At 64.2% G+C, this 12,831-nt stretch carries 9 protein-coding genes and 1 tRNA gene; 7 read left to right on the plus strand and 3 right to left on the minus strand.

The features are described 5' to 3' along the window. Nucleotides 1-755 precede the first annotated feature (755 nt). On the plus strand, nucleotides 756-1,037 hold the full coding sequence (locus tag AC5Y46_RS17160) for a hypothetical protein (protein ID WP_499992352.1): 282 nt from the start codon (nucleotides 756-758) through the stop codon (nucleotides 1,035-1,037). Between the two features lie 164 nt (nucleotides 1,038-1,201). Here the strand turns inward: AC5Y46_RS17160 and AC5Y46_RS17165 are convergent, their stop codons facing one another. The 3 genes from AC5Y46_RS17165 to AC5Y46_RS17175 form a co-directional block, all read right to left on the minus strand. Beyond that, complete coding sequence (locus AC5Y46_RS17165) at nucleotides 1,202-2,236, minus strand: hypothetical protein (RefSeq protein WP_499992353.1); 1,035 nt, start codon at nucleotides 2,234-2,236, stop codon at nucleotides 1,202-1,204. Further along, nucleotides 2,236-2,790, minus strand: coding sequence for an ImmA/IrrE family metallo-endopeptidase (locus tag AC5Y46_RS17170; RefSeq protein WP_499992354.1), 555 nt, complete (start codon nucleotides 2,788-2,790; stop codon nucleotides 2,236-2,238). The genes AC5Y46_RS17165 and AC5Y46_RS17170 overlap by 1 nt, the downstream gene beginning before the upstream one ends. 246 nt (nucleotides 2,791-3,036) lie before the next feature. Then, nucleotides 3,037-3,110, minus strand: a tRNA-Arg gene (locus tag AC5Y46_RS17175). Nucleotides 3,111-3,297: 187 nt separating this feature from the next. Between AC5Y46_RS17175 and lipQ the strand changes: the two genes are divergently transcribed. The 6 genes from lipQ to ettA all read left to right on the plus strand — a co-directional run bounded on the left by lipQ (nucleotide 3,298) and on the right by ettA (nucleotide 12,811). Further along, nucleotides 3,298-4,551, plus strand: a complete 1,254-nt coding sequence (gene lipQ / locus AC5Y46_RS17180; protein ID WP_499992355.1) for an esterase LipQ — start codon at nucleotides 3,298-3,300, stop codon at nucleotides 4,549-4,551. A gap of 170 nt (nucleotides 4,552-4,721) precedes the next feature. After that, nucleotides 4,722-6,176 (plus strand): WS/DGAT/MGAT family O-acyltransferase, encoded by a 1,455-nt coding sequence (locus AC5Y46_RS17185; RefSeq protein ID WP_499992356.1) that lies wholly within the window; start codon nucleotides 4,722-4,724, stop codon nucleotides 6,174-6,176. Then, the gene (locus tag AC5Y46_RS17190) at nucleotides 6,173-8,062 is read left to right on the plus strand and encodes an HAD-IB family hydrolase (RefSeq protein WP_499992357.1); all 1,890 of its coding nucleotides are present in this window, start codon (nucleotides 6,173-6,175) and stop codon (nucleotides 8,060-8,062) included. Before AC5Y46_RS17185 ends, AC5Y46_RS17190 begins: the two co-directional genes overlap by 4 nt. A gap of 8 nt (nucleotides 8,063-8,070) precedes the next feature. Next, nucleotides 8,071-10,431, plus strand: a complete 2,361-nt coding sequence (locus tag AC5Y46_RS17195) for a glycerol-3-phosphate 1-O-acyltransferase (RefSeq protein ID WP_499992358.1) — start codon at nucleotides 8,071-8,073, stop codon at nucleotides 10,429-10,431. Nucleotides 10,432-10,587: 156 nt separating this feature from the next. Beyond that, nucleotides 10,588-11,055 carry a single-stranded DNA-binding protein gene (locus AC5Y46_RS17200; protein WP_499946838.1) on the plus strand — a complete coding sequence of 156 codons (468 nt, stop codon included), beginning with the start codon at nucleotides 10,588-10,590 and terminating at the stop codon, nucleotides 11,053-11,055. A 79-nt stretch (nucleotides 11,056-11,134) separates the two neighbouring features. Beyond that, a complete protein-coding gene (gene ettA, locus AC5Y46_RS17205; protein WP_499946839.1) occupies nucleotides 11,135-12,811 on the plus strand; it encodes an energy-dependent translational throttle protein EttA in 1,677 nt (558 codons plus the stop codon). The last annotated feature ends 20 nt before the right edge of the window (nucleotides 12,812-12,831 follow it).

Consider the following 12,831-nt stretch of genomic DNA (forward strand, 5'->3'; position numbering starts at 1 on the left):
GTGAGAATGTCAACGGTACTGGCGGCTGGCTTTGCCGTGGGGTTCGTCTTGATTCCCACAGCAAACGCCGACTCAGGGGATAGGTCGTTTGCTGAATCATCGGGCGCGTACTTGGCGCCCATCCCACGGGAACCGGGTTCTAGATGTGACCCCAACTACTCGGGCGCCTGCGTCCCGGTCGCCAGCGATGTCGACTGTGCAGGTGGGGGCGGTAACGGTCCGGCCTATGTTTCTGGTCCTGTAAGGGTCGTCGGGCGCGACATCTACAAACTTGATAGAGACGGCAACGGAATCGGGTGCGAATAGATGCCGGGTGCCACTGGCGCCACTGGTCCTATTGCGCAGCTAGTCCATTGAGGCGGACAACTGGTTCCGCGCATCAGTCAGCACTTCTGAACTGCGACGGTGAATCAGCGCCCCCGGCACGACTCGAACGTGCGACCTAGGGATTAGAAGCACGTAGCGGGGTTGGCGGACCTCCAGTAAAGGCTGTATTGCCTACCCGAAGCGTTGCCGAGGCTGTATTGTCCGTGCGCTTCTACGCTGCTGAAACGGCAAATCGGTACAGGAGAGCGATTCGCCGTTTGCCAAGGTGGCGCGAAAGGCCAGCAACTTTGCGAGCCGTGTGGACCCGGCGCGGGCGCGGGCGGTTTACTGAGGGGCAGCAATCGGTGTTCCGGTACAGCGGCGGAAAGGTCGTTGACACGCTCTGACTGCCCCTACCAATGTGGGAAGAGCACAGACGGGAACCGAACATGAGCAAGAAGATGATCACCGCAGCGGTAGTAGCTGCAGGTCTCGCCGTAGGGCTCGCGCCGAGGGCACACGCTGACATCAATCGGGAGGTCTGCCTAGCCGTGATGGCCGCAGGCGTTGATCCCTATAATCCGAGCGATCAATACGCCCTCAACATGCTTACGCGGTATCCGGATATGACGTACAACCAGGCCAATGATCTAGTGAAGAAGGCGTTCGGCTCAGTCCGCTATCACGACAACCCCATGTGCAATGGTGTCACCATTCCCGACAACTACTGACTGTCGCGGGTTTCCAGAGGATTCTGGGCCACTTATGGCCCTTGGTGAACTTGTTGTCCACCAGGTTTTCTGACCCGCCGGACCGTGCCCCGTGTTGATTGAATGCCTGCGCCCCCGGTCCGATACCACACCGGCAGTGGGCCAGACGAAGTTCGTGGTGGTCCTCAGTCGCGAGGTAGGTCGTCGCCGACCGCGTCCTCCTCGCCCCGATCCTCCGCACTATCGAGAGGATCTTCGGACGTGTCGTTGAGGTTGTCGAGGTAATGCCGAACGGCGATGACTGCTTCATGCTCCCTGAAGTCCGGCTCATGCGCGTCCGGGGCATGAATCGCGCCCTGCCATGCATCAGCGCTGCGGTATGCCTCGATAGCCGCGAGCACCTCACTGGGTGTGCGGTGCGGGTACTCATCGGTGACTAGGCCGGGGTTGTCGCCGTCCCCAAATGCTTTGGCCAACAGTTGTTCAGGAGTGGCCGCCTCCAATGACCGCGCGATCGCGAACACCGGGTACGGCCTGCCGCCCCAGACGCCCTTGAGAGAGTGCGTTCCGAGGAGATATGCCGCACGGCCGCGCTGGGCCTTGTCATCGTTGTAGTGCTTGAACAGCAGGTGAGCGACCTCGACGGTCAGCACGAAGTAGCTCCGCGCCGCGAACTTGAGGACGCGGAATCCAGTGTCGATGCTCGGACCGACGAAGTCCGTTGCGAAGTTGATCGCGAAGTCCCCAGTTGTATCGGCGCTGTTGAGCGTCGCTTCGTTCGTCTCCTCCACGTCGATCTGCGATCCTTCGTCGGAGGTCTGGATGGTGCGGGGGATCGCAACCCGGCGGTCTGGTGCAGGGACGGTCGCTAAGAACGCGCCGCCCTTAAGCGTCATTGGTGTCTTCCCCAGCAAGTGTTGGATCTCGAACTCGAGCATCGTGGCTGTCCACGCGTCGATGGCGTCGCTGCACTCTTGCTCTGACTGGATTCTGACCGAGAAGATCAACTCGTCGCCAATGGCCTTCCACAGCGAGAGACGGTCCCTCAGAACCGGATATGACTCGTTGATCTTGTTTGCCAGTAGCGAGGGGAACTCGCTGTAGAAGGCGAGGAAGGTCGCAATCCATCCGCCCTCGCTCTTCTGCTTGAACTGGGTCGAGTTCTGCAGATCGCAGGAGAGGAAAAGTATGGATCCGTCTTGATTGAGGCCAGCCGCCATCAGGTGAGAAGGCCGAGATACTCGGCGCGGACCTTCGCCGCCGGGACTGACACCCCGAAGTGCTCAGCGACCGTCACCAGGTTGCAGTCCTGCCGGACGAACACATCCTTGAAGTGGTTCGCAGGCATCAGGAGGTTCGATGCAAACACGTTTGCCTGAGTCTCGGCGACGTTGCGGCCTAGCCGGGCGAACGTGGATGTCCGCTCACCGATGCGATGACTTTTGGGGGCTCGGTAGTGCAGGAAGTAGTGCCCGAGCTCATGGGCAATCGTGAACCTGTCACGCAGCCGCGAGGTGTGCGTAGGGATGATTACGGTGAAGTCGCCTGGCTCCCGCACTTCGAGCGATTCTGCGCGGTTGTCGACCTCGATCTCACCACCAAGCTTCTTGAGCAGTGCATGCACATCGACATAGCCATGTTCGTTGATGACTTTGTGTTGATGTGCGATCTGCTCGGCGTACGTCGCGATCGCCGAGTACGACAGCCTCGATCGCGGCGCCTCTACTGCACCCTCACTCATCACGCTCATCGCGTCTACCTCCACCGCAATCATCCCGCATTGATAGGCGTCTTTTAGTACGAGTTGCATCGCACCTGCGCCGGCTCTTGGACGGGGTGTCCGGGGTATTGGGTTATCGGTACTGCGGGAGACTAGCGCGCCAGGCTGCCCATCATGACGACCTCAGTTTACGGCGAGGCGCTGACATGTGCGGAGTTCGGAAGCGGCCGCTTGACGACGGTTCCCGCGTCAGCCTCATACGGTAGGGCGCAGTTTCATATTCGTACTGGTCTTCCCCGGCGCCCCCGGCACGACTCGAACGTGCGACCTAGGGATTAGAAGGCCCTTGCTCTATCCACCTGAGCTACGGAGGCAATGCGCAGGTCAGTCTATCGAATCGCGAAAAAGCAAGCGGCACAGGCGACACAACCTTCCCGAAAGATGTTTAAAGCAGCTAGGAATCGGTTATGGTGTGAGCCTCGACACACGTACAACATCGGCCGGTAATCGGTCGTTAACCGCAACGAGGCGTGTGCCTGACGTCGAGGGGTGGGCTTGGTTATGTGCTTGGCCAGTGTGACTTCGCGGTGCTCCCAGGTGAGCAACGAGGCGTTGCGACAGGGCGCGCAGCTGGCGGCTGGCGCTAAGGACACCTACCGGGCCGGTGCCCTGTTACTCCGCGGATCCCCATTCGCCGTCGGCTGGGTGGCCGGCTGGCTGGCCACCGAATTTCCGCCTCACGTGGTGACCGGGCACGCGTTGTCCCGGGTTGCACCCACCTCGTTCAACCGGGTTGGTTCCGCGTGGGCCGCGCAACGCGCCGGCGAGGCACTGACCGCCGCGCTGGAGCACTCCTTCGGAACGGACTTCCGCGACCTGGTGTATCACCCGACCACAAATCAGGCGCTGTTGTCGCGTCGCGGTTTGCTGCCCAGGCCCGGCCCCCACCGCCGTTACGCGGCCAAGACCTCCAACATCTCCTACGGACCCGGCGGTACCGAGCATCTGCTCGACATCTGGCGTCGTCCCGACCTGGCGCCGGGCCACCGCGCTCCGGTGTTGATCCAGGTCCCCGGCGGGGCGTGGAGCGTCAACGGCAAGCGGCCGCAGGCCTACACCTTGATGAGTCGGATGGTCGAACTGGGCTGGATCTGCGTCTCGATCAACTACAGCAAGAGCCCGCGCGCCAAATTCCCGGCGCACATCGTCGACGTCAAGCGAGCGATCGCCTGGGTGCGCGAGAACATCGGCGACTACGGTGGCGACTCGGACTTCATCGCGATCACCGGCGGCTCGGCCGGCGGCCACCTGGCTTCGCTGGCCGCACTCACCCCCAACGACCCGACGTTTCAGCCCGGCTTCGAGCGCGCCGACACCACCGTTCAGGCGGTGGCGCCCTACTACGGCGTCTACGACTTCACCGACTTCGACAACATGCACGACCTGATGCTGCCGTTCCTCGAACAGTTCGTGATGAAGGCCCGCTTCGCCGACGAGCCGGAACGGTTCGCGGCGGCTTCGCCGATCTCCTACGTCCACAGCGAAGCCCCGCCGTTCTTCGTCATGCACGGTGACAAGGACGAGCTGGTCCCCAGTGGCCAGGCACGTGCGTTCTGCGCGGCGTTGCGTCAGGCCGGCGCGGCCACGGTGTCCTACGCCGAGCTGAGCAACGCCCACCACGCATTCGACATCACCCCGACGGTCCGCTCCCGGCTGGCTGCCAACGCCGTCGCCGATTTTCTCGGCGTCGTCTATGGGCGACGGGAGAGCTCGCTGCTGGATTCGCTGGCGTTGTCGGCGAATTCGGCCAGCTGACCCCTCGGACTTCGCAGTTCACTGCTTCCGGCCGGCTTGCGCGCGTGCAACCTCACTTTCACCGCCGCGTCAACCGGACTAGCGTTGTGTTTGCGTCGGTGGCGGGTGACAGCAGGAGGTTCGATCAGCGGTGAGGTGTCGAGAATTCCGGCTCGCGGGGGATCGTGACCATGACTGAATCCGCCGGCGCGGTCGGGTTGTCCGAGGAGCTCGGGCCCGTCGACTATCTGATGCACCGTGGGGAGGCGAACCCGCGAACCCGGTCGGGAATCATGGCGCTGGAGCTGCTGGACAGCACGCCGGACTGGGACCGATTCAGGTCCCGTTTCGAGACCGCCTCCCGAAAGGTGTTGCGGCTGCGGCAGAAGGTCGTTGTGCCGACGTTGCCGACGGCTGCGCCGCGCTGGGTCGTCGACCCCGACTTCAACCTGGACTTCCATGTGCGCCGGGTTCGGGTCTCCCAACCCGGGACGTTGCGCGAAATCCTGGACCTCGCCGAGGTGATGCTGCAATCGCCGCTGGACATCTCGCGTCCGCTGTGGACGGCCACCCTGGTCGAGGGTCTGGCCGACGGCACCGCAGCGACCCTGCTGCACCTGAGCCATGCGGTCACCGACGGTGTCGGCAGCGTCGAGATGTTCGCCGAGATCTACGACTTGGAGCGCGACCCGCCGCCACGGCCGATGCCACCGCAACCGGTGCCGGAGGACCTGTCCCCGAACGACCTGATGCGCCAAGGGATTAACCACCTGCCCATCGCGATTGTCGGCGGTGCGCTGGGCGCGTTGTCCGGCGCGGTTTCGGCGGCCGGTCGAGCGGTCATGGATCCGTTGTCGACGGTGTCGGGGGTGGTGGGCTACGCGGTGTCGGGGGCGCGGGTGTTGAACCGCGCCGCCGAACCGTCGCCGTTGCTGCGCCGGCGCAGCCTGACCACCCGCACCGAGTCCATCGACATCCGGCTTGCCGACCTGCACAAAGCCGCGAAGGCCGCCGGCGGTTCCATCAACGACGCCTATCTGGCGGGTCTGTGTGGCGCACTGGGGCGTTACCACGAAGCGCTCGGGGTGCCGGTCAGTACGTTGCCGATGGCAGTGCCGGTGAACCTGCGGGCCGCCGGCGACGCTGCCGGCGGCAACAACTTCACCGGCGTCAATCTCGCGGCGCCGGTGGGCACCGCCGACCCGGTGGCTCGGGTCAAGAAGATCCGCGCGCAGATGACCCAGCGTCGTGACGAACCTGCGATGAACATCGTGGGATCCATCGCGCCGGTGCTCAGCGTGCTGCCCACCGCGGTGCTGGAAGGTATCACCGGCTCGGTGATCGGATCGGACGTACAGGCCAGCAATGTGCCCGTCTATCCCGGCGATACCTACATCGCCGGCGCGAAAGTGTTGCGGCAGTACGGCATTGGACCACTGCCCGGCGTGGCGATGATGGTGGTACTGATCTCGCGGGGCGGCTGGTGCACCATCACCGTGCGCTACGACCGGGCCTCGGTGCAAAAAGACGACCTGTTCGCTCAGTGCCTGCTCGAGGCATTCGACGAAATCCTTGCGCTGGCCGGTGATCCGGCCCCGCGCGCGGTCGCCGCGTCGTTCGAAGCGCAGCAGGCGGTGTCGTCGTGAGCGCCGCGGACGAGAAGGACGAGGGACGTTCCAAGGATCTGCGGCTGCCCGGATCGGTGGCCGAGATCATGGCCAGCCCATCCGGGCCGAAAGTCGGCGCGTTCTTCGACCTCGACGGCACGTTGGTGGCCGGGTTCACGGCCGTCATCCTCACCCAGGAGCGGTTGCGTCGCCGCGACATGGGCGTGGGCGAGCTGCTGAGCATGGTGCAGGGGGCGTTGAACCACAGCCTGGGTCGCATCGAGTTCGAAGAGCTGATCAGCCGGGCCTCCATGGCGCTGGCCGGACGGCTGCTGACGGATCTGGACGAAGTCGGCGAGCGCCTGTTCAACCAGCGCATCGAGTCCCGGATCTACCCGGAGATGCGGGAATTGGTCCGCGCCCACGTGACCCGCGGCCACACCGTGGTGCTGAGTTCGTCGGCGCTGACCATCCAGGTCAATCCGGTCGCCCGGTTCCTGGGTATCACTAACACGCTGACCAACAAGTTCGAGACCAACGACGACGGGTTGCTCACCGGCGGGGTGATCAAGCCGATCCTGTGGGGGCCGGGCAAAGCCGCTGCGGTGCAACGCTTTGCCGCCGAGCACGATATCGATCTGAAGGACAGTTACTTCTACGCCGACGGTGACGAGGACGTCGCGCTGATGTATCTGGTCGGCAATCCGCGACCCACCAACCCCGAGGGCAAGATGGCCGCGGTGGCCAAGCGGCGCGGGTGGCCGATCCTGAAATTCGACAGTCGCGGAGGTGTGGGTCTGCGGCGGCAAATCCGCACGCTCGCCGGCTTCGGTTCAATGGTTCCCGTCGCCGCGGGGGCCTTCGGGTTGGGTTTGCTGACCCGGAACCGACGGCGGGGTGTCAACTTCTTCACCTCCAACTTCTCCCAGGCGGTCCTCACGGCCACCGGAGTGCACGTCAATGTGATCGGTAGAGAGAACCTCACCGCCCAACGTCCCGCAGTCTTTATCTTCAATCACCGCAACCAGGTTGACCCGATCATCTCGGGTGCGCTGATCCGCGACAACTGGGTCGCGGTGGCCAAGAAGGAACTCGAAAAAGACCCGATCATGGGGCCGTTGGGCAAGCTGCTGGACGGAGTCTTCATCGACCGCGACGACTCCGCCGCGGCGATTGAGACATTGCAGACGGTGGAAGACCGTGCCAGGAACGGACTCTCGATCCTGATGGCGCCCGAGGGCACCCGACTGGACACCACCGAGGTCGGACCCTTCAAGAAGGGACCGTTCCGCATCGCGATGAAGGTGGGGATTCCGATCGTCCCCATCGTCATTCGCAATGCGGAGTTCGTCGCGTCGCGAAACTCCTCGGTGATCAATCCAGGCAAGGTGGACGTCGCGGTCTTTCCGCCGATCCCGGTCGACGACTGGACTCTGGACACGCTGCCCGACCGAATCGCCGAAATCCGGCAGCTTTACCTCGACACGCTGGCGGACTGGCCCGTCGACGAGTTGCCCGTACCCGACTTGTACAGCAAGCCGACGAAGAAGGCTGCGCCGCCTGCGGTCAAGAAGGCGGCGAAGAAGGCTCCCGCCAAGAAAGCTCCCGCCAAAAAGGCGCCCGCCAAGAAAGCTCCCGCCAAGAAAGCACCGGCCAAAAAAGCGCCGGTGAAGAAGGCTCCCGCCGAGAAGGCTTCGGCGGAAAAGGCCGCGGTGAAAAAGGCTGCCGCCAAGAAGGCCTCGCCAAAGAAGGCCTCGCCGAAGAAAACGTCCGCGAAAAAGGCACCTGCCAAACGCGCACCGGTTCCGAGAGCAACACCCGATATCACCGTGCACGAATCCACAGTCGACCTCAAAGGTGTTGCGACACAACAGTCGGACTCCGGTCAGGCTGACGCCGTCAACGACTCGTCGGATTCCATCTGAGGACTGCCGTGACCAAACCGGCCGCCGACACCAGCGCAGTCCTGACCGCCGAAGACGCATTGGTGCTCGCATCGATGGATACGCCGGTCGAGACGCAGCTGGTCATGGACTGGCTGGGCCAGCAGCGGGACCGCTGTCCGGAGACCGACTTCGACGTGCTGCAGTTGCCTCCGGACAACGCTCAGCCGTCGGCATTGGGTGCACTGGTAGAAAAGCTCGAATCTGGGGATGACCGGTCGATCGTGCCGGTGCGGGTGTTCTGGTTGCCGGCCGCCGACCGCGGCCGGATTGCCAAGGTGACGGCACTGCTGCCGGGCCGAGATCCCTACCATCCCAACCAACGTCAGCAGCGACGCATCTTGCGGACCGAGCCGTGGCGCGCGCGTGTGGTGGCCGGCGAGTCGGCCAGGGTGTCCGCACTTCGCCAGCAGTGGCACGAAACCACTGTCGCCGAGAGCTCCGAAGGATTCGCGCAGTTCGTCGCCCGACGCGCGGTATTGGCACTGGCCCGCGCCGAGTACCGGATTCTGGGGCCGCAATACAAGTCGCCTCGGCTGGTGAAGCCGGAGATGTTGGCGTCAGCGCGCTTTCGCGCCGGACTCGAGGCGATCCCCGGCGCTACGGTCGAGGAAGCCGGCAAGATGCTCGACGAACTGGCGACCGGATGGAGCCAGGCATCGGTAGACGTGATCTCGGTGCTGGGCCGGTTGCTCAGTCGAGGATTCGACCCCGAGTTCGACTACGACGAGTACCAGGTCGCGGCCATGCGTGCCGCGCTGGAAGCCCATCCGGCGGTGCTGCTGTTCTCGCACCGGTCCTATATCGACGGCGTGGTGGTGCCGGTAGCGATGCAGGACAACCGATTACCGCCGGTCCACATGTTCGGTGGCATCAACCTGTCCTTCGGTGTGATGGGGCCGTTGATGCGCCGCTCGGGCACGATCTTCATCCGGCGCAACATCGGCGACAACAAGCTCTACAAGTATGTGCTCAAGGAGTACGTGGGCTACATCGTCGAGAAGCGGTTCAACCTCAGCTGGTCCATCGAGGGCACCCGCTCCCGCACTGGAAAGATGTTGCCGCCCAAGCTCGGTCTGATGAGTTATGTGGCCGATGCCTACCTGGATGGACGCAGCGACGACATCTTGTTGCAAGGCGTCTCGATCTGTTTCGATCAACTTCACGAGATCGCCGAATACGCGGCCTACGCCCAGGGCGCGGAGAAGACGCCTGAAGGTTTCAGCTGGCTGTACAACTTCATCAAGGCGCAGGGCGAGCGCAACTACGGCAAGATCTACGTCCGCTTCCCCGAAGCGGTGTCGATGCGGCAGTATCTCGGCGAGCCGCACGGCCCGATGGCCCATGACGAGTCGGCCAAACGTCTTGCGCTGCAGAAGATGTCGTTTGAGGTGGCCTGGCGGATCTTGCAGTCCACTCCGGTGACCGCGACCGGCCTGGTGTCGGCCTTGCTGCTGACCACCCGGGGTTTGGCGCTCACGCTGGATCAGTTGCACCACACCTTGCAGGACTCGCTGGACTACCTGGACCGCAAGCAGACGCCGGTCTCCACCAGTGCGCTGCGGCTGCGTTCGCGCGACGGTGTGCGCGCCGCCGTCGACGCGTTGTCCAACCGGCACCCGGTGACTCGCATCGACAGCGGCCGGGAACCGGTGTGGTACATCGCACCCGAGGACGAGCACGCCGGCGCTTTCTACCGCAACTCGGTGATCCACGCTTTCCTGGAGACTTCGATCGTCGAACTGGCGCTTGCGCACGCCCGGCACACCGACGGCGATCGGGTGGAGGCGTTTTGGGCGCAGGCGATGCGGTTGCGCGACCTGTTGAAGTTCGATTTCTATTTCGCCGATTCGGCTGCCTTCCGCGACAACATCGCCGAAGAGCTTGCCTGGCACCAGGATTGGGAGGCGCACGTCGCGGCGGGCGGTGAGAAGATCGAGAAGATCCTCTATGCCAAGCGGCCGCTGATGTCGGACGCGATGCTGCGGGTGTTCTTCGAGGCCTACGAGATCGTCGCCGACGTCTTGCGCGACGCCCCGGCCGACATCGGCGCGCAGGAACTGACGGACCTGGCGCTGGGAGTGGGTCGGCAGTATGTGGCGCAGGGACGGGTGCGCAGCAGCGAGTCGGTGTCGACGCTGTTGTTCGCCACGGCCCGCCAAGTCGTCGCCGACCAGGGTCTGATCGCGCGCGGGCCAGACCTGACAGAACGGCGCGAAGCGTTCCGGCGCGAATTGCGCAACATCCTTCGGGACTTCAGCTACGTGGGGCAGATCGCTCGCGCCCGGTTCGTCGAGCGGGAAGTCAAGGCCCGGCAGCAGCGGCTGGCAGCGCAGCGAGACACCGCCTAGGGAAGTTGTCCACAGTCGCGACTTTCTCCACAGCCTGACGCAGTCCCCGTGTCCGTCGGCGCGATTTCGTCGGTGGCAGCGAGCTGAATGGTCTTCAGCACGGATGCGACCAACCAGTCGCCAGAACACGGAATGCACATGGAGGGATGTCGAGCAATGTTCGAGACAACGCTGACCATCGTCGGTCACATCGTCAACGAGCCGGTCCGCCGGCGAGCAGGCAACGAGGAGTTCATCAAGTTCCGGGTGGCGAGCAATTCGCGCCGACGGACCGCCGACGGCGCGTGGGAGCCGGGGAACTCGCTGTTCGTCACCGTCAACTGCTGGGGCCGGCTGGTCACCGGTGTCGGTGCCGCGCTGGCCAAGGGCGCCCCGGTGATCGTGGTCGGTCACCTCTACACCAGCGAGTACGAGGACAAAGAGGGCAATCGCCGTTCCTCCACCGAGATGCGTGCGACGGCGGTGGGCCCGGATCTGGCGCGCTCGATCGTGCGCATCGAGAGGCCCAGTTACACCGGTCCGGCGCCAACCGAGGCTCCGACCGAAGTCGTCGCGGAAACCGAGAACGCGGAGCCGCCGGCCGACGTCGAGGCCGGGCGCACTCCGTTGCCACTGTCGGCCTAGCGTTCGCTCGCGGTGCATAGGATGGTCCGCGGATATTTCACGGAGAACTTCCTGCAGACCAGAAAGGCAACACCGCGGCATGGCTGAGTTCATCTACACGATGAAGAAGGTCCGCAAGGCGCACGGCGACAAGGTCATCCTCGACGACGTCACGTTGAGCTTTTACCCCGGCGCCAAGATCGGCGTCGTCGGCCCCAACGGGGCCGGAAAGTCGAGCGTCTTGCGGATCATGGCCGGATTGGACAAGCCGAACAACGGTGACGCCTTCCTGGCCAACAACGCGACCGTCGGCATCCTGTTGCAGGAGCCGCCGCTGAACGAGGACAAGACCGTCCGCGGCAACGTCGAAGAGGGGCTGGGCGAGATCAAGGTCAAGCTCGACCGCTTCAACGAGGTCGCCGAGCTGATGGCCACCGACTACTCCGACGAGTTGATGGAGGAGATGGGCCGGCTGCAGGAGGACCTGGACCACGCCGACGCCTGGGATCTCGACTCCCAGCTGGAACAGGCCATGGACGCGCTGCGCTGTCCGCCGCCGGACGAACCGGTCACCAACCTGTCCGGCGGTGAGCGTCGCCGCGTCGCGCTGTGCAAGTTGCTGTTGTCCAAGCCCGACCTGCTGCTGCTCGACGAGCCGACCAACCATCTGGACGCCGAAAGCGTGCAGTGGCTCGAGCAGCACCTGGCCAGCTACGCCGGGGCGATCCTGGCGGTCACCCACGACCGTTACTTCCTGGACAACGTCGCCGAATGGATCCTGGAACTCGACCGCGGTCGCGCCTACCCCTACGAAGGCAATTACTCGACCTACCTGGAGAAGAAGGCCGAGCGGATCGCGGTGCAGGGCCGCAAGGACGCCAAGCTGCAGAAGCGGCTGCAGGAGGAGTTGGCCTGGGTTCGCTCCGGCGCCAAAGCCCGCCAGGCCAAGAGCAAGGCGCGGCTGCAGCGCTACGAGGAGATGGCCGCCGAGGCGGAGAAGACCCGCAAGCTCGACTTCGAGGAGATCCAGATCCCGGTCGGGCCGCGGCTGGGCTCCGTCGTGGTCGAAGTCGACCACCTCGACAAGGGCTTCGAAGGCCGCACGCTGATCAAGGATCTGTCCTTCACCCTGCCGCGCAACGGCATCGTCGGAGTCATCGGCCCCAACGGGGTCGGCAAGACCACGCTTTTCAAGACCATCGTGGGCCTGGAAGAACCAGACAGCGGCACCGTCAAGGTCGGCGAGACCGTCAAGCTGAGCTACGTCGACCAGACCCGCGCCGGCATCGACCCGAAGAAGACGGTGTGGGAAGTGGTGTCCGACGGGCTGGACTACATCGAGGTCGGCCAGAGCGAGGTGCCGTCGCGGGCCTACGTGTCGGCATTCGGGTTCAAGGGCCCCGACCAACAGAAACCAGCCGGCGTGCTGTCCGGTGGGGAACGCAACCGGCTGAATCTGGCGCTGACGCTCAAACAGGGCGGCAACCTGATCCTGCTCGACGAGCCGACCAACGACCTGGACGTCGAGACGCTGAGTTCCCTGGAGAACGCGCTGGTGAATTTCCCGGGATGTGCGGTGGTGATCTCCCACGACCGCTGGTTCCTCGACCGGACCTGCACGCACATCCTGGCCTGGGAAGGTGACTCCGACAATGAGGCGAAGTGGTTCTGGTTCGAGGGCAACTTTGGCGCGTACGAGGAGAACAAGGTGGAGCGGTTGGGCGCTGAGGCGGCGCGTCCGCACAGGGTGACCCACCGCAAGCTGACACGGGACTAGTGTCAGCTCTGCCACCTCAG

It is taken from the genome of Mycobacterium sp. NGS59, assembly GCF_059812345.1.